At 52.7% G+C, this 17,204-nt stretch carries 13 protein-coding genes; 4 read left to right on the forward strand and 9 right to left on the reverse strand.

The genetic code is table 11. The annotated features are described in order from the left end of the window. Positions 1–28 precede the first annotated feature (28 nt). From SK58_RS16095 to SK58_RS16125, 7 genes are all read right to left on the reverse strand, one after another. Positions 29–2,293, reverse strand: a complete 2,265-nt coding sequence (locus tag SK58_RS16095; protein WP_045338015.1) for a ComEC family protein — start codon at positions 2,291–2,293, stop codon at positions 29–31. Positions 2,294–2,505: 212 nt separating this feature from the next. Continuing rightward, complete coding sequence (ihfB, locus tag SK58_RS16100; protein ID WP_003858233.1) at positions 2,506–2,793, reverse strand: integration host factor subunit beta; 288 nt, start codon at positions 2,791–2,793, stop codon at positions 2,506–2,508. Between the two features lie 170 nt (positions 2,794–2,963). Beyond that, complete coding sequence (gene rpsA, locus SK58_RS16105) at positions 2,964–4,637, reverse strand: 30S ribosomal protein S1 (protein WP_003858235.1); 1,674 nt, start codon at positions 4,635–4,637, stop codon at positions 2,964–2,966. A 111-nt stretch (positions 4,638–4,748) separates the two neighbouring features. Continuing rightward, positions 4,749–5,432 carry a (d)CMP kinase gene (gene cmk / locus SK58_RS16110; protein ID WP_015570968.1) on the reverse strand — a complete coding sequence of 228 codons (684 nt, stop codon included), beginning with the start codon at positions 5,430–5,432 and terminating at the stop codon, positions 4,749–4,751. Between the two features lie 185 nt (positions 5,433–5,617). Then, complete coding sequence (gene aroA / locus SK58_RS16115; RefSeq protein ID WP_017693699.1) at positions 5,618–6,901, reverse strand: 3-phosphoshikimate 1-carboxyvinyltransferase; 1,284 nt, start codon at positions 6,899–6,901, stop codon at positions 5,618–5,620. A 68-nt stretch (positions 6,902–6,969) separates the two neighbouring features. Beyond that, on the reverse strand, positions 6,970–8,058 hold the full coding sequence (serC, locus tag SK58_RS16120; protein ID WP_017384829.1) for a 3-phosphoserine/phosphohydroxythreonine transaminase: 1,089 nt from the start codon (positions 8,056–8,058) through the stop codon (positions 6,970–6,972). Positions 8,059–8,220: 162 nt separating this feature from the next. After that, positions 8,221–8,913 carry a DUF421 domain-containing protein gene (locus tag SK58_RS16125; RefSeq protein WP_017693700.1) on the reverse strand — a complete coding sequence of 231 codons (693 nt, stop codon included), beginning with the start codon at positions 8,911–8,913 and terminating at the stop codon, positions 8,221–8,223. A gap of 127 nt (positions 8,914–9,040) precedes the next feature. Between SK58_RS16125 and ycaO the strand changes: the two genes are divergently transcribed. From ycaO to pflA, 4 genes are all read left to right on the forward strand, one after another. Further along, the gene (ycaO, locus tag SK58_RS16130; protein WP_015570974.1) at positions 9,041–10,801 is read left to right on the forward strand and encodes a 30S ribosomal protein S12 methylthiotransferase accessory factor YcaO; all 1,761 of its coding nucleotides are present in this window, start codon (positions 9,041–9,043) and stop codon (positions 10,799–10,801) included. A gap of 406 nt (positions 10,802–11,207) precedes the next feature. Next, complete coding sequence (gene focA, locus SK58_RS16135) at positions 11,208–12,065, forward strand: formate transporter FocA (RefSeq protein ID WP_017384832.1); 858 nt, start codon at positions 11,208–11,210, stop codon at positions 12,063–12,065. A gap of 51 nt (positions 12,066–12,116) precedes the next feature. Beyond that, entirely contained in the window at positions 12,117–14,399 is a 2,283-nt protein-coding gene (gene pflB / locus SK58_RS16140; protein WP_015570975.1) for a formate C-acetyltransferase, read from the forward strand. Positions 14,400–14,602: 203 nt separating this feature from the next. After that, the gene (gene pflA, locus SK58_RS16145; RefSeq protein ID WP_003858250.1) at positions 14,603–15,343 is read left to right on the forward strand and encodes a pyruvate formate lyase 1-activating protein; all 741 of its coding nucleotides are present in this window, start codon (positions 14,603–14,605) and stop codon (positions 15,341–15,343) included. Between the two features lie 36 nt (positions 15,344–15,379). On the opposite strand, the gene SK58_RS16150 is transcribed toward pflA, so the two are convergent. Further along, the gene (locus SK58_RS16150) at positions 15,380–15,901 is read right to left on the reverse strand and encodes an anti-virulence regulator CigR family protein (protein WP_017693702.1); all 522 of its coding nucleotides are present in this window, start codon (positions 15,899–15,901) and stop codon (positions 15,380–15,382) included. A gap of 122 nt (positions 15,902–16,023) precedes the next feature. Continuing rightward, positions 16,024–17,172: an MFS transporter gene (locus SK58_RS16155; RefSeq protein WP_003858254.1), complete on the reverse strand. Its 1,149-nt coding sequence runs from the start codon at positions 17,170–17,172 to the stop codon at positions 16,024–16,026. Between the last annotated feature and the right edge of the window lie 32 nt (positions 17,173–17,204).

The raw sequence follows: 17,204 nt of genomic DNA on the forward strand, positions 1-17,204 counted from the left end.
CCAGCATTTGTTGAAATAGCCGCATATTCTACCCGTTATCTACGGGCGCGCCAAACCACTGATGATACCAACGCGGTAAATAGTGTTCGCGTAAGCGACGAATTTGCCGACTATGGTGCGAAAAGGTCACAGATATCTGCCCGGAATGCGGGGTATCAAGCCAGAGATATCCCTCCGTTCGATAGCGCCGGACCACTTTAATAGAAGGGAAACGCCACGCGTTATAGCGAGCCATCGAGGCCAACGAAACCTGCCCCTCTACGCGCTGTAGCAACGGTGTTGAAGATGACGTGTTACTTCCATGATGCGGCACCTGGATCAGTGTAGACGCAAGCTGACGCCAGCGATGGCTTAGCATTGCCAGTTCTGCCTGCGCTTCAATGTCTCCGGTCAGTAACACGCTCTGTTCGCCGTCATCGATTTTTACCACACAGGAGCGGTTGTTACCTTTCGCCGAGGTGTTTTCGGGTGGCCAGTGCACGGAGAACGTTAAACCCTGCCACTGCCATCGCTGTCCTCGAAAGCACGGAAGATGTCCGGACCAGGATAAGGGGCTCCTGATCCACATTGCGGGCCAGGCAGCTTTTAGCGATGCCAGTCCCCCCGCGTGGTCGAGATGTTCATGGCTCAGGATCGCCCCTTCCGGTTTCAGATGATGCCAGCGTAGCCAGGGGATAATCAGCTGCTGCGCACTGTCCCCACCGGGCCATGCCAGCCCGGTGTCATACAGAATGGCCTTCCCGTGACGCTCAATGACCATCGCCATCCCCTGCCCTACATCCAGCATATGCAGGGACCAGCTGTCTGTTTTAACCCTGTGCCAGAGGGGAAAGGCCAGCACCACGCTGCCTGCCAGACAGACTGCGGGTGCTGCGCTGAAGGCCCTGAATCGCCAGCCAATGACCAGCAGCCACGGCAGTAACGTCAGGTATTGCCAGCGTTCATCAACGTCCTGCCAGCCATTCGGTAAACGCATCAATAGCCAGAAAAGCCCTGCCAGAGATTTATCAGTAGCCAGCCAGACAATACTTTCCAGCGCAGCGACCGGAAACAGATGCAGAAACATGCCGAGCAGGATCAGCGGAACTGAGATAAACGTGACCAGAGGAACGGCAAACAGGTTCGCCACCAGCGAGGAGAGGCTGAAACCATGGAAAATCAGGACCTGAAGCGGCAACAGAAGCAGCAGCATTCCAACCTGCAAATACACTAGCGTCGCCAGCGGCCGCAGGCACCGGCCACGTTGCCAGTGCGGGAGAGGCAACCACTGATACCAAAAAATAAGCGCGGCGACCGCAAACGCTGACAACGCCAGGCTTTGTGACAGTACCGCCAGTGGGTCGAAAATCAGGATCGCCGCCACGCAGGTAAGCCATACCTGCCAGGGCGACCACTGGCGACCACTCATTTTTAATGCAGCCAGTACCACAAGCGCGATAACCGTGCGCAGCGCGGGCGGCTGCAAGCCCGTTAGCCATGCGTAAAACGCGGCAAAAATCAGCCCTGCCAGCAAGGGGATTTGCCAGATAATCCAGCGGCCCGGCAGGAAGAACTGAATGCCCCGCGCCAGAAACCAGATGACAGAAGCGGCCAGCGCAATATGTAATCCCGAGATTGCCATCAGATGCATCGTTCCGGTATCACGCATCAGGATTTTTATCTCCCGCGAGACCGACAGCCGCTCTCCCATCCCCAGCCCCAGGATCACGGATCCCCACTGATATGCTGAAAGAGTATTCTGTAGTGATGTCAGGTATTGCGCACGCAGACTACAGCCTTCGTCAACGAGCGCCGCATGGGTAAACCGTCCACTCAGCGTCTGGTGTCGGGCAAAGGCATTTTTCTGTGAATCATAGCCGCCATCGTTGAGTTCTCCGTGTACCGCCCTGAACCGCAGGGTCATTGCCCAGCGTTGACCCACGCAGACGTTTTGCGGCAGATAGTTGCCATACAGCGCCACGCCCATGGCAGCCCACACGCGTTCTCCATTGAGGCTGACAATCCTTCCCTGATGCATCGTTGCGCCGTCCGTTGCGGTAATGACCACCTCGGCCTGCTGCGGTGCTTGCGTTAAATAGTTCATCGGCCACACGCTTTCCTGAGCGGCCAGGATCCCCCAGCACATAAAAAGCAATGCGAGTCCTGAAAACCTGAGCCATTTTCTCTGCTGTACGGATAACGCAATTCCTGCGGCAATCAGCAACCAGACAAGATGCAAATCTGGCAAAACGGGTAACCAATAGAGCGGGATTATGGCCAGAATGGCGCACATACTGATAACGTGGATCCCCATCTTCACCTCCATGTTTCAGGCGATTATGCGGCGGGACTGATGCGTCGTCAGACAGGAAAGACGTGATTTACAGCAGGCGCTGCAACGTTTTTAAGCGCTTACAGCAAAGAGAAAATTAAAATGCGGCGCGTATTCAGAAATGCAGGGGCGGGATACAAAAAAAGCACCCTAAGGTGCTTTCTTTAAACTCAGTTTAACCCTGATGATTAAACTCAGTTACCGTAAATATTGGCGCGATCGCGCAGTTCTTTACCCGGCTTAAAGTGCGGAACATACTTTCCTTCCAGCTCCACTTTATCGCCAGTCTTCGGGTTACGCCCGGTACGTGGTGCACGATAGTGCAGAGAAAAACTACCGAAACCGCGGATTTCAATGCGCTCGCCCTGGGCAAGAGTGGTAGCCATATGCTCCAGCATCTCTTTAACGGCATCTTCCACAGCCTTGGCAGGGATATGCGGTTGCTGACTGGCAAGTCTTTCAATCAATTCTGACTTGGTCATGATTCCTCCGGTTCCTTTCAAACCCATTAGCTGAACAGCTTATTAAACAAGGGCGGCCGTAGCCGCCCTTTGTTATTGATTACAGGACGAATCCTGCAATCTGTCAAGTCTGCTCTCCATCCTTCGCGCTGTAAATGCGTTACAGCTCAAATGATGGTGCGAACCTGAACTTACTCGCCTTTAGCTGCTTTGAAAGCTTCAGCCATTGCGTTGTTAGAGAAGTTTGCATCTTCCTGTTTGTTCACAGTTGCGATTGCATCTTTCTCATCAGCTTCGTCTTTAGCACGAACAGACAGGCTGATTGCACGGTTCTTACGGTCAACACCGGTGAACTTAGCTTCAACGTCGTCACCAACGCTCAGAACCAGAGTTGCATCTTCAACGCGGTCACGTGAAGCTTCGGAAGCGCGCAGGTAACCTTCAACGCCGTCAGCCAGTTCTACGGTTGCGCCTTTAGCGTCAACAGCAGTCACTTTACCGTTTACGATTGCGCCTTTCTTGTTCAGTGCAACCCAGTTGTTGAACGGATCTTCTGCGAGCTGTTTAACGCCCAGGGAGATACGCTCACGCTCTGCGTCAACTTGCAGAACAACTGCTGCGATTTCGTCGCCTTTTTTGTATTCACGAACTGCTTCTTCGCCTGCAACGTTCCAGGAGATGTCAGACAGGTGAACCAGGCCATCGATGCCGCCGTCCAGGCCGATGAAGATACCGAAGTCAGTGATAGACTTGATTTTACCTTCAACACGGTCGCCCTTGTTGTGGGTTTCCGCGAACTGCTGCCATGGGTTGTTTTTGCACTGCTTCAGGCCCAGGGAGATACGACGACGTTCTTCGTCGATATCCAGAACCATCACTTCCACTACATCACCAACGTTAACAACTTTGGATGGGTGGATGTTTTTGTTGGTCCAGTCCATTTCGGAAACGTGCACCAGACCTTCAACGCCTTCTTCGATTTCAACGAAGCAGCCGTAGTCAGTCAGGTTGGTAACGCGACCAGTCAGTTTAGTACCTTCTGGGTAACGCTTAGCGATAGCTACCCATGGATCTTCGCCCAGCTGTTTCAGGCCGAGGGATACACGAGTACGCTCGCGGTCGAACTTCAGCACTTTAACAGTGATTTCGTCGCCCACGTTCACGATTTCGCTTGGGTGCTTAACGCGTTTCCACGCCATGTCGGTGATGTGCAGCAGGCCATCAACGCCGCCCAGGTCAACGAATGCGCCGTAGTCAGTGAGGTTCTTAACGATACCTTTGACTTCCATGCCTTCCTGCAGGTTTTCCAGCAGCTGATCGCGTTCTGCGCTGTTTTCGGATTCGATAACGGCACGACGGGAAACAACAACGTTGTTACGCTTCTGGTCCAGCTTGATTACTTTGAACTCAAGCTCTTTGCCTTCGAGGTGCAGGGTGTCACGGACTGGACGAACGTCTACCAGAGAACCTGGCAGGAACGCACGAATACCATTCAGCTCAACAGTGAAGCCACCTTTAACTTTGCCGTTGATAACACCGACCACAGTTTCAGCTTCTTCGTAAGCTTTTTCCAGCGTGATCCATGCTTCGTGACGTTTAGCTTTCTCACGAGACAGCAGGGTTTCGCCGAAGCCGTCTTCTACTGCGTCCAGAGCAACGTCAACTTCGTCACCAACCTGGATTTCCAGCTCGCCCTGGGCGTTTTTGAACTGCTCAGCCGGGATGGCAGACTCAGATTTCAGACCGGCGTCAACCAGTACAACGTCTTTGTCGATAGCAACAACAACGCCACGAACGATGGAACCCGGACGGGTTTCGATTTCTTTTAAGGATTCTTCAAACAGTTGAGCAAAAGATTCAGTCATGTTTAATCTTCAGGTTAATATTAACGTCCACCTGGCTCCGTGCCGGATGGGGTTGTTTCACATACCCGCCGTCAATCCATTGCAGCGGGGGTACTGCTAAATCGGTCGCGATTACGCGAGTGCCAGTTTTTGGCGCGCATATTGTAGCGCTTTTTCAATCACTTGCTCAATAGTTAAACTGGTTGAATCCAGCACTAATGCGTCTTGCGCGGGAACAAGTGGTGCGACGGCGCGGTTACGATCGCGGTCATCGCGCTCTTTTATCTCGGATAAAAGGCGATCAAAGTTAACACTAAACCCCTTTTCCTGCAACTGAAGCATGCGGCGTTGAGCACGTTCTTCTGAAGAGGCGTCAAGGAAAATTTTCACTGGCGCATCGGGGAATACCACGGTTCCCATGTCGCGGCCGTCGGCGATCAGCCCCGGCGCTTCACGGAAACCGCGCTGGCGACGTAACAGCGCTTCACGAACGCGTGGGAAAGCCGCCACCTGAGAGGCCGCATTGGCCACTTCTTGCGTACGGATTTCACCGCTGACATCTTCCCCTTCCAGGATCACTTCAAGGTTGCCATCGGTCGAGACAAAGCGCACATCCAGATGCGCAGCCAGCGGTACCAGCGCTTCTTCAGACGCAACATCCACATGATGATGCAGCGCAGCCAGCGCCAGCACGCGATAGATTGCTCCCGAATCTAAAAGATGCCATTGCAATGCTTCCGCCATCGCTTTGCACAGAGTACCTTTCCCTGCGCCACTTGGCCCATCAATGGTGATTACCGGGGCAATTGCCGTCATCTTTTTCTCCTTAATTAAGGCATACCGTTTACATGAACGCCGCGCATTATACGCGCCAACGTGCGCAACTGTTACCTTTGCGTGCAAATTACGGAATGATTGAAGCAGAGTGTAGAAGAAATGAAAGAGGATGAGTGTCAGAAAGCGTAAGGAAATGCCGCATCAGGTGATGCGGCATACGATCATCAGGCCAGGGTGCTAATGCGCGCCAGCTGTTCGAAGTAGTCCGGGAACGTTTTTGCCGTACACTTCGGATCAAGGATAGTGACTGGCGTATCTGACAACGCCACCAGCGAGAAACACATCGCCATGCGGTGATCGTTGTAGGTACCAATTTCTGCAAATTGCAGTTTTGCCGGCGGCGTGACGCGAATGTAGTCTTCGCCCTCTTCTACCTCGGCCCCCACTTTACGCAGCTCGGTTGCCATCGCGAACAGGCGGTCCGTCTCTTTCACACGCCAGTTGTAAATGTTTCGCAGCGTGGTGGTGCCTTTCGCAAACAGCGCAGCGGTGGCAATGGTCATCGCCGCATCCGGAATATGGTTCATATCCATATCGATGGCGTTCAGCTCACCGTGGGTGCAGGAGATGAAGTCATCGCCCCAGGTCACCACCGCGCCCATTTTTTCCAGCACGTCAGCAAAACGGATATCGCCCTGCACGCTGTTGCGGCCAATGCCCGTCACTTTAACCGTACCGCCTTTAATCGCGCCTGCGGCAAGGAAATAGGAGGCGGATGAAGCATCGCCTTCAACCAGGTAGTGGCCCGGCGACTGGTACTGCTGCCCACCGCGAACCACGAAACGCTGATAAGACTGGTTTTCCACCTCAACACCAAAGGTGTTCATCAGGTGCAGGGTGATATCAATGTACGGCTTAGAAACCAGGTCGCCTTTAATGCTGATGACGGTGTCCTGTGGTGCCAGCGGTGCGGTCATCAGCAGCGCGGTCAGGAACTGGCTGGAAACGCTACCGTCAACCTCAACATTGCCGCCAGTGAATCCCCCGCGCAGACGCAGGGGCGGGTAATTTTCCTGCTCAAGATAATCAATCTGCGCGCCGCCCTGACGCAGGGCATCCACCAGATGGCCGATCGGACGCTCTTTCATTCGCGGCTCACCGGTCAGCACAATATCGTTACTCCCCAGACACAGCGCAGCGGCCAGAGGACGCATCGCGGTACCGGCGTTACCCAGGAAAAGCTTCAGCGCTTCAGCAGAATGTAACGCGCCGCCGTTACCGGTGACTTCACAACGGGTACGATCGTCAGACAGCGCGTACTGAACGCCCAACGCTTTCAGTGCATTGAGCATATGGCGCACGTCATCGCTGTCCAGCAGATTAGTGAGGACGGTGGTGCCGTTTGCCAGAGCTGCCAGCAGCAGAGCGCGGTTCGAGACACTTTTTGAACCAGGCAGATTAATGGTGCCATCTACCCGCGCGATAGGTTGTAACGTCAGGGATTCCATGAAACTCAACTCTCAACTCAACATAATAAAAACCCCGCAGGAACGCTGCGGGGGTGAAAAACAGCCAATTAACCGTGACGACGTTCGAAGTCGATCATGAAATCAGTCAGGGCTTTAACGCCCTCCAGCGGCATGGCGTTATAGATAGAGGCGCGCATTCCGCCTACCACACGGTGGCCTTTCAGCGCATGCAGACCCGCCGCGAAGGACTCTTCCAGGAACACATTATCCAGGTTGCTGTCCGCCAGCTGGAACGGCACGTTCATGCGCGAACGGTTAGTTTTGGCGACATCGTTACGGTAGAAATCGCTCTTGTCGATCACGCCGTACAGCAGTTCAGCCTTTTGCTGATTGATCTTATCCATCTGCGCCACACCGCCTTTTTGCTTCAGCCATTTGAAGACCAGGCCGGAGAGATACCAGGCAAACGTTGGTGGGGTGTTGAACATGGAATCGTTGTCGTTCAGGACGGTGTAATCCAGAATTGACGGGCAAGACTTATGGGCTTTCCCCAGCAGGTCTTCACGCACAATAACGATAGTCAGACCCGCAGGACCGATGTTTTTCTGGGCACCCGCGTAGATGACGCCGTAGCGGCTGACATCCAGCGGGGTGGACAGAATGGTTGAAGAGAGATCCGCCGTCACAATGACATTTTCGCCAAAGTCTGGCTCTTCGTGAATGGCAATACCGTCGATGGTTTCGTTCGGGCAGTAGTGAAGATACGCGGCGTTGTCAGAAAGCTGCCACTCACTCATCGGCTTCACGGCGCGCAGACCGTCAACGGTCACTTTGGCATCGATGACATTCGGCGTGCAATATTTGTGCGCTTCTTTTACCGCACTGGCCGCCCAGTAGCCGGCATCAACGTAATCAGCGGTGGTTTTGTCGCCCAGTAGATTGAGCGGGATACCCGCAAACTGGCCGCGTCCACCGCCATGACAGAACAATACTTTGTAGTTCGAGGGAATGTTCAGCAGATCGCGAAAATCCTTTTCTGCTTCTTCCGCCACCTGAATAAACGCTTTACCCCGGTGGCTGACTTCCATCACCGACGTACCCAGACCGTTCCAGTCACACAGCTCCTGTTGAGCCTGTTTGAGCACGTCTGCCGGTAACATTGCCGGACCTGAACTGAAATTAAAGACTTGAGCCATTTCCCCTCACCACGCTAAAAGCCATAAGTTATAACTGTGGATATCGGTTTTATCATTCAGTGACACGCGCCGCAATGTCTAAAACTGATGGCCGAAGAAATGTGCCCCTCGTCACACAATACAATCTGCCGTACCGTTGTCACAAAACCGACAAAATCGCTGTCAGGTGTTACGTTTAGCCCGGCTAACCTTCGTCCATTCTGGATTCGTACAGCGGGGGCATAATTGATGATCGCCCGCCTGCATAACCACGACATGACTACATTTTATGCAGGCGTACTCGCCCGCTTCAGGTACAGTTTTGTATCGCTCGATGAGCATATCCGGCAGGATGCACAGGCCGGGCTTCACCTCATCGTCGGAATAGTAATAGACGCTGATTTGACCATTCGTTTCCATAATCGCCAGACGCACCTGCCCCAGTTGCTCAACGCTGCTCAAACGGAGTTCCATAAAGAACTCAAACTCCGTCATATTGGCGCTTTGCACATTCTCCCAGGCCAGTTGACCATCTTCGACAATCACCACCGGCTTCCCTTCGAGCAGATCTTCCAGTTTCTCACTTTTCGACATCAGCCACATGACCAGCCGGTACAGCAGTGCAAGCGTCACGAAGACGATAAAGACCGGCACCATCGGCACATCGTCATAAAAGGCAACGTCCCCTGCCGCCGACCCCAGCGTCAGGATGATCAGCACTTCAAACAGCGACATCTGCCGCACGCCGCGACGTCCGGTGATTTTCAGAAACAGGAAAACGAGTACAAAGGTGTACAGGCTGCGCAGCGCTACTTCGCCTAAAAACTCAGGAGGGACTTTATCAAACGCCATCCGCTGGAGATCGAAAGCTTTCATTTTTTTATGCCTTAACAGTAGGTTACTGCTTATAAGCATAGTCCAGCCATTTATTTTCGCCGGAGATAGCACCCGTCACGCAAAACCCGTATCATTGCGCGCTTTACGTACGATAAAAGTGAACGCCATGACTCAAACGTTTATCCCCGGCAAAGACGCCGCTCTGGAAGATTCCATCGCTCGCTTCCAGCAGAAACTGACCGACCTGGGCTTTAATATCGAAGAAGCCTCCTGGCTGAATCCGGTGCCTCACGTCTGGTCCGTGCATATTCGCGACAAAGACTGTGCGCTGTGCTTTACCAACGGTAAAGGCGCGACCAAAAAAGCGGCACTGGCCTCTGCGCTGGGTGAGTATTTTGAGCGTCTGTCCACCAACTACTTCTTCGCCGACTTCTGGCTGGGCGAAACTATTGCCAACGGTCCGTTCGTTCACTATCCGAACGAAAAATGGTTCCCGCTGACCGAAAACGATGAACTGCCGGAAGGCATTCTCGATGCCCGCCTGCGCGCGTTCTACGATCCGGAAAACGAACTGACCGGCAGCATGTTGATCGACCTGCAATCCGGCAATGAGGATCGTGGGATCTGCGCCCTGCCGTTCACCCGTCAGTCTGACGAGCAGACCGTTTATATCCCGATGAACATCGTCGGCAACCTGTATGTGTCTAACGGCATGTCTGCCGGTAATACCCGCAACGAAGCGCGCGTGCAGGGATTGTCTGAAGTTTTCGAGCGTCATATCAAAAACCGCATTATTGCTGAATCCATCAGCCTGCCGGAGATCCCGGCTGACGTGCTGGCGCGCTACCCGGGCGTGGTGGAATCCATCGCCAAACTGGAAGCAGAAGGTTTCCCAATCTTTGCTTATGACGGCTCTCTGGGCGGCAAATATCCGGTTATCTGCGTGGTACTGTTCAACCCGGCAAATGGCACCTGCTTCGCCTCCTTCGGCGCGCACCCGGACTTCGGCGTGGCGCTGGAGCGTACCGTAACCGAACTGCTGCAAGGTCGTAGCCTGAAAGATCTCGATGTCTTTACTCCGCCAACCTTTGATGACGAAGAAGTCGCCGAGCACACCAACCTCGAAACACACTTCATCGACTCCAGCGGTTTGATCTCCTGGGATATGTTCAAACAGGACGCGGACTATCCGTTCGTGGACTGGAGCTTTGCCGGTACGACGGAAGAAGAATTCGCCACCCTGATGGCGATCTTCAACGCGGAAGATCAGGAAGTTTACATTGCCGACTATGAACACCTCGGCGTTTACGCGTGCCGTATTATTGTGCCAGGTATGTCGGACATTTATCCGGCAGAAGATCTGTGGCTGGCGAACAACAGCATGGGCGCGCATCTGCGTGAAACCCTGCTGGCCCTGCCAGGCAGCGAGTGGGATAAAGAAGATTATCTGAACCTGATCGCCCAGCTGGACGAAGAAGGACACGATGATTTCACCCGCGTGCGCGAACTGCTGGGTCTGGCGACCGGAAAAGATAACGGCTGGTACACCCTGCGCATCGGCGAGCTGAAAGCGATGCTGGCGCTGGCGGGCGGCGATCTGGATCAGGCTTTGGCCTGGACCGAGTGGACGATGGAGTTTAACCAGTCCGTCTTCTCCGCCGAGCGCACTAACTATTACCGTTGCCTGCAAACGCTGCTCCTGCTTTCTCAGGAAGACGACCGCGAGCCATTGCAGTATCTGAACGCCTTTGTACGTATGTACGGTGCGGATGCCGTTGAAGCTGCCAGCGCGGCGCTGAGCGGTGAAGAACCATTCTACGGCCTGCAAGCGGTTGACAACGATCTGAAAGCCTTCCCGGCGCATCAGTCACTGCTGAATGCGTATGAAAAATTGCAGAAGGCAAAAGCCGCTTACTGGTCAAAATAAGCGCATATAACATTAATGGCTGTAGGCGTATTCAATCGCCTGAGCTATATTACGGGGCAATTTCATTGCCCCTTTTTTTTTATTTTTCCGCAATGACGTTTAATTGTAATAATTAAGTTAACCACGGGTAAATATAAAAACGCTTACCTGAGCTTTACTGTTACTAATTATAATAAATACTCCATTTTAATTAACTGTTCCACGGGAGGTTGAAGGAAAAAATTCAACTCTTTTCATAACTTTTAAAATTTATTTTTATACGGATAATCAAATACTTACTCCGCTTTTGCTGTAAAACCATACACACTGCGGGCCTATAAGCCAGGCGAGATATGATCTATATCAATTTCTCTTCTATAATGCTTTGTTAGTATCTCGTCGCCGACTTAATAAAGAGAGAGTTAGTGTGAAAGCTGACAACCCTTTTGATCTATTACTCCCCGCTGCGATGGCGAAAGTTGCCGAAGAAGCGGGTGTCTACAAAGCCACGAAACATCCGATGACGACGTTCTTTCTGGCCATTACGGCTGGGGTGTTCATCTCCATCGCTTTCGTCTTCTATATCACAGCCACCACCGGCACTGCCGGGATGCCTTTCGGCATAGCGAAACTGATTGGTGGTATTTGCTTCTCACTGGGCCTGATTCTCTGCGTCATCTGCGGCGCCGACCTCTTCACCTCAACGGTGCTGATTGTGGTGGCAAAAGCCAGCGGAAGAATTACCTGGGGTCAACTGGGGCGCAACTGGCTCAACGTTTACGTTGGCAACCTGATTGGCTGTCTGCTCTTTGTTCTGTTGATGTGGCTCTCTGGCGAGTATATGACCGCCAACGGCGGCTGGGGGCTTAACGTCCTGCAAACCGCCGACCACAAAATGCACCATACATTTATCGAAGCTGTTGCTCTCGGCATCCTCGCAAACCTGATGGTCTGCCTGGCGGTCTGGATGAGCTACTCTGGTCGTAGCCTGATGGATAAAGCCATGATTATGGTTCTGCCGGTTGCGATGTTTGTTGCCAGCGGCTTTGAGCACAGTATTGCGAATATGTTCATGATCCCGATGGGGATTGTTATCCGCAACTTTGCAAGCCCGGAGTTCTGGACTGCTGTAGGTTCAACCCCGGAAAGTTTTTCACACCTGACTATTATGAACTTCATTACTGATAACCTGATCCCCGTCACTATCGGGAACATTATCGGTGGGGGTCTGTTAGTTGGGTTGACATACTGGGTCATTTACCTGCGTGGCGGCGATCATCATTAATGGTTGTCTCAGGCAGTAAATAAAAAATCCACTTAAGAAGGTAGGTGTTACATGTCCGAGCTTAATGAAAAGTTAGCCACAGCCTGGGAAGGTTTTACGAAAGGTGACTGGCAGAATGAAGTCAACGTCCGTGACTTCATTCAGAAAAACTATACCCCGTATGAAGGTGACGAATCCTTCCTGGCTGGTGCGACTGACGCAACCACCAAGCTGTGGGACAGCGTAATGGAAGGCGTTAAACTGGAAAACCGCACTCACGCGCCAGTTGATTTTGACACCTCCGTTGCTTCTACCATCACTTCTCACGATGCTGGCTACATCAACAAAGCCCTTGAGAAAATCGTTGGTCTGCAAACTGAAGCACCACTGAAACGCGCAATCATCCCGTTCGGTGGTATCAAAATGGTTGAAGGTTCCTGCAAAGCGTATAACCGCGAGCTGGACCCAATGCTGAAAAAAATCTTCACCGAATACCGTAAAACCCATAACCAGGGCGTATTCGATGTTTACACCAAAGACATTCTGAACTGCCGTAAATCTGGCGTTCTGACCGGTCTGCCAGATGCCTATGGCCGTGGCCGTATCATCGGTGACTACCGTCGCGTTGCGCTGTACGGTATCGACTTCCTGATGAAAGACAAATACGCACAGTTCGTCTCTCTCCAGTCTGACCTGGAAAACGGCGTAAACCTGGAAGCGACTATCCGTCTGCGTGAAGAGATCGCTGAACAGCACCGTGCGCTGGGTCAGATCAAAGAGATGGCGGCTAAATACGGCTGCGATATCTCTGGTCCTGCAACCAACGCTCAGGAAGCTATCCAGTGGACCTACTTCGGCTACCTGGCCGCTGTTAAGTCTCAGAACGGTGCAGCAATGTCCTTCGGCCGCGTATCCACCTTCCTGGATGCGTACATCGAACGTGACCTGAAAGCAGGCAAAATCACCGAACAAGACGCTCAGGAAATGATTGACCACTTGGTCATGAAACTGCGTATGGTTCGCTTCCTGCGTACCCCAGAATATGATGAGCTGTTCTCTGGTGACCCAATCTGGGCAACCGAATCTATCGGCGGTATGGGCGTAGACGGCCGTACTCTGGTAACCAAAAACAGCTTCCGCTTCCTGAACACCCTGTACACCATGGGTCCTTCTCCGGAGCCGAACATCACCGTTCTGTGGTCTGAAAAACTGCCTCTGAACTTCAAGAAATTCGCCGCTAAAGTGTCCATCGACACCTCTTCTCTGCAATACGAGAACGATGACCTGATGCGTCCTGACTTCAACAACGATGACTACGCTATCGCTTGCTGCGTAAGTCCAATGGTTGTTGGTAAGCAAATGCAGTTCTTCGGTGCGCGTGCAAACCTGGCGAAAACCATGCTGTACGCAATCAACGGCGGCGTTGATGAAAAACTGAAAATGCAGGTTGGTCCTAAGTCTGAACCGATCAAAGGCGACGTGCTGAACTATGACGAAGTCATGGAGCGCATGGACCACTTCATGGACTGGCTGGCTAAACAGTACGTGACCGCGCTGAACGTTATCCACTACATGCACGACAAGTACAGCTACGAAGCCTCTCTGATGGCGCTGCACGACCGTGACGTCGTTCGCACCATGGCGTGTGGTATCGCAGGTCTGTCCGTTGCTGCTGACTCCCTGTCTGCAATCAAATATGCGAAAGTTAAACCAATTCGGGACGAAGATGGTCTGGCTATCGACTTCGAAATCGAAGGCGAATATCCGCAGTTTGGTAACAACGACGCTCGCGTTGATGACATGGCGGTTGACCTGGTAGAACGTTTCATGAAGAAAATTCAGAAACTCACTACCTATCGTAACGCTATCCCGACTCAGTCTGTTCTGACCATCACCTCTAACGTTGTGTATGGTAAGAAAACCGGTAACACCCCAGACGGTCGTCGTGCTGGCGCGCCATTCGGCCCAGGTGCTAACCCAATGCACGGTCGTGACCAGAAAGGTGCGGTTGCCTCTCTGACCTCCGTTGCTAAACTGCCGTTTGCTTACGCGAAAGATGGTATCTCTTACACCTTCTCTATCGTGCCAAACGCGCTGGGTAAAGACGACGAAGTGCGTAAAACTAACCTGGCGGGTCTGATGGATGGTTACTTCCACCACGAAGCGTCCATCGAAGGTGGTCAGCACCTGAACGTGAACGTGATGAACCGTGAAATGCTGCTCGACGCGATGGAACATCCTGAGAAATATCCTCAGCTGACCATCCGCGTATCTGGCTACGCAGTACGTTTTAACTCCCTGACGAAAGAACAGCAGCAGGACGTTATTACCCGTACTTTCACTCAGTCCATGTAAGTGGAATTGACTGAAATCACGCGTTAAAAAGCGTACAATAAAGGCTCCACGCAAGTGGGGCCTTTTTAACACCCTCGCTTCATCAGTCTCTTTTGTCCGCTATCTATACTTAATGGATAACAGCCAAAACAGACTCGACATAGCCTTTGAGCTGTGCATCTACATAGGCCCCCGGATGGGCCAAATTCGGAGATATCACCGCAATGTCAATTATTGGTCGCATTCACTCCTTTGAATCCTGTGGCACCGTCGATGGCCCGGGGATCCGCTTTATCACTTTCTTCCAGGGCTGCCTGATGCGCTGCCTGTACTGCCATAACCGTGACACCTGGGACACCCATGGCGGTAAAGAAGTCACCGTTGAGGATCTGATGAAAGAGGTGGTGACCTATCGCCACTTCATGAACGCGTCCGGCGGTGGCGTGACGGCATCCGGCGGTGAAGCCATTCTTCAGGCTGAATTTGTGCGCGACTGGTTCCGCGCCTGCCACAAAGAAGGCATTCATACCTGCCTCGACACCAACGGCTTTGTGCGCCGTTACGATCCGGTTATTGATGAACTGCTTGAAGTGACCGATCTGGTGATGCTCGATCTCAAGCAGATGAACGATGAGATCCACCAGAATCTGGTTGGCGTTTCAAACCACCGTACGCTGGAATTTGCCAAATACATTGCCAATAAAGGCGTCAAGACCTGGATCCGCTACGTGGTGGTGCCGGGCTGGTCAGATGATGATGACTCTGCACATCGTCTGGGTGAATTTACCCGGGATATGGGTAACGTGGAGAAAATTGAACTCCTGCCCTATCACGAACTGGGTAAACATAAATGGGTGGCGATGGGTGAAGAGTACAAACTCGATGGCGTGAAGCCGCCGAAAAAAGAGACGATGGAGCGCGTCAAAGGTATTCTTGAGCAGTATGGCCACAAGGTCATGTATTAACGAAAAGGCCCGGTGAAAACCGGGCCTTTTTATATTCTATTTAAAGACGCCATTAATAACGGAAGTCACAATCGCCGTACTCAGCGCAATTAAGACCAGGTCGTCACCTACCACGCGCCATTCATAGCCCGGATAGGAAGGAAGCTGACCCAGCATATCGGCTGGCACGGTTTTCTTCGCAATGCCCGGAGGCAGTGGCTTACCGCGCGCCAGGTTTTTCGCAATTCCCGGAGGCAGAGAGTCGTAGCCTGTTAAGCCGTAATTCAGTGCCAGATGGCGGGCATGATCGAAGCTCACGCGAGCATCCACATCATTACCGACATCTTTGCTGTTTTTAAAGCTCTTATCCGATTTCCCAGGGTTATCCTGACCGTTATTGTGTTTATTACCATGGTTACCAGCGTTCCCGTTACCATGATTGCCGCTATTACCTTGTCCGCCACCGTTTCCGTAACCACCGCCATTCCCGTTTCCTGGATTAGCCATGGCCGGAACCGTTGCAAACGTTAAAGCCAACACTACGGCAAGTGCGGTAGTGGAAAAACGACGAGTAGACATGATGGCTGCCTTTTAGTGGTAAACTCATTTGAATTATCGCCAGGCAGTAAAAACTCACAATAAGTAAAAGTCTTATATGTGACAGGGACAAAAAAGCCTGTCATCGACAGGCTTTTAATAAGTCATGCATGGGCCACTGGCGTTGGATGTTCGCCCACTTTGCGCAGCAGCATTAACAGATAAATAAACGACACGCTGGCGATCATAATAAACAGCAGATTGTCAGAATAATTTTGCATGAGCATAGCGGTAAAAGTCGGCCCCAGTAAACTGCCGATGGTGTAACTCAGCAACAAAGCCTGGTTCATTGCAACCAACTGGTGATGCTCAACTTTCTCACAGGCCCAGGCCATCGCGACCGGATAGAGCGTAAAGCCCGCAGCTCCCAGAATGAACAGCGCAGGCGCCATTGCGGCGTTGCTGAGCATGGCGAGACAGCCCATGATGACCACGAAAACCTGGACGCGCAGCACCAGCAGACGACCAAAGCGGTCCGCCAGGCGGCCAATCGGCCACTGCCCGACAATCCCCGCGCTGACCATCACCGCCATCCAGAAACCGATCCCGGAATCACTGACGCCCTGATGGTTAAGATAGAGCGGCATCAGGCCATAGAGCGAGCCCAGCACAATCCCGGAAATAATGCAGCCGTTAACCCCCAGACGCGCCTGGCGCAGTCTCAGCATCGGCCAGACGTGGGTAGCTTCCTGATGCTCGCTGTTTTGATTCACAATGCGGGTAAAGAGCAGCGGCAGGATCGCCGCCAGAACCATGCCCGTCACCCACGGCAGCACGCTCATCAGGTCGGTTGGCAGTTTGCTGACCATCAGCTGTCCCAGAACGGTACCGACGTAGTAAACCATCATATAGGCCGCCAGCAGACGCCCGCGATTACGGGACGTTCCGCTGCACATTAGCGCACTTTCAACCACCACCCAGATCATGGCGCAGCCGACGCCCGCAATAAAGCGCCAGACCATCCAGCTCCAGAAGCCGACCATGAGGCCTAAACCGGCGCAGCCGACGGCAAAGATCAGCGACGCCAGATAATAACTGCGGTTAAAACCAAAGCGCTTAATAAGGCTGCCCGTTAATAAGGTGCCCAGCAGATTGCCCGTAAAAAAGGACGAGCTAACCATACCCACCTGCCAGGTCGGTAAGTTTTCATGGGCGAGCCATAGCGGGACGAGTGTGTTTAACACCGCGATCGCCAGGGTCAGCAAAAGCAGGCCACAGAGCAACAAAAGCACCGGGCGGGTATAGGTGGTCATGGATTAAAAACCGTGAGGAAGTTCAGATTTCG

This window comes from Enterobacter sp. BIDMC93 (assembly GCF_001037805.1).
GTDB classification, from domain to species: domain Bacteria; phylum Pseudomonadota; class Gammaproteobacteria; order Enterobacterales; family Enterobacteriaceae; genus Enterobacter; species Enterobacter hormaechei_C.

What these genes read in the sequence shown, in the direction of transcription:
- pflA (WP_003858250.1), top strand. Translation starts at nt 14,603, where the DNA reads ATGTCAATTATTGGTCGCATTCACTCCTTTGAATCCTGTGGCACCGTC.
- pflB (WP_015570975.1), top strand. Translation starts at nt 12,117, where the DNA reads ATGTCCGAGCTTAATGAAAAGTTAGCCACAGCCTGGGAAGGTTTTACG.
- SK58_RS16125 (WP_017693700.1), bottom strand. Translation starts at nt 8,913, where the DNA reads ATGAAAGCTTTCGATCTCCAGCGGATGGCGTTTGATAAAGTCCCTCCT.
- rpsA (WP_003858235.1), bottom strand. Translation starts at nt 4,637, where the DNA reads ATGACTGAATCTTTTGCTCAACTGTTTGAAGAATCCTTAAAAGAAATC.
- SK58_RS16095 (WP_045338015.1), bottom strand. Translation starts at nt 2,293, where the DNA reads ATGGGGATCCACGTTATCAGTATGTGCGCCATTCTGGCCATAATCCCG.
- serC (WP_017384829.1), bottom strand. Translation starts at nt 8,058, where the DNA reads ATGGCTCAAGTCTTTAATTTCAGTTCAGGTCCGGCAATGTTACCGGCA.
- ihfB (WP_003858233.1), bottom strand. Translation starts at nt 2,793, where the DNA reads ATGACCAAGTCAGAATTGATTGAAAGACTTGCCAGTCAGCAACCGCAT.
- aroA (WP_017693699.1), bottom strand. Translation starts at nt 6,901, where the DNA reads ATGGAATCCCTGACGTTACAACCTATCGCGCGGGTAGATGGCACCATT.
- ycaO (WP_015570974.1), top strand. Translation starts at nt 9,041, where the DNA reads ATGACTCAAACGTTTATCCCCGGCAAAGACGCCGCTCTGGAAGATTCC.
- SK58_RS16155 (WP_003858254.1), bottom strand. Translation starts at nt 17,172, where the DNA reads ATGACCACCTATACCCGCCCGGTGCTTTTGTTGCTCTGTGGCCTGCTT.
- cmk (WP_015570968.1), bottom strand. Translation starts at nt 5,432, where the DNA reads ATGACGGCAATTGCCCCGGTAATCACCATTGATGGGCCAAGTGGCGCA.
- SK58_RS16150 (WP_017693702.1), bottom strand. Translation starts at nt 15,901, where the DNA reads ATGTCTACTCGTCGTTTTTCCACTACCGCACTTGCCGTAGTGTTGGCT.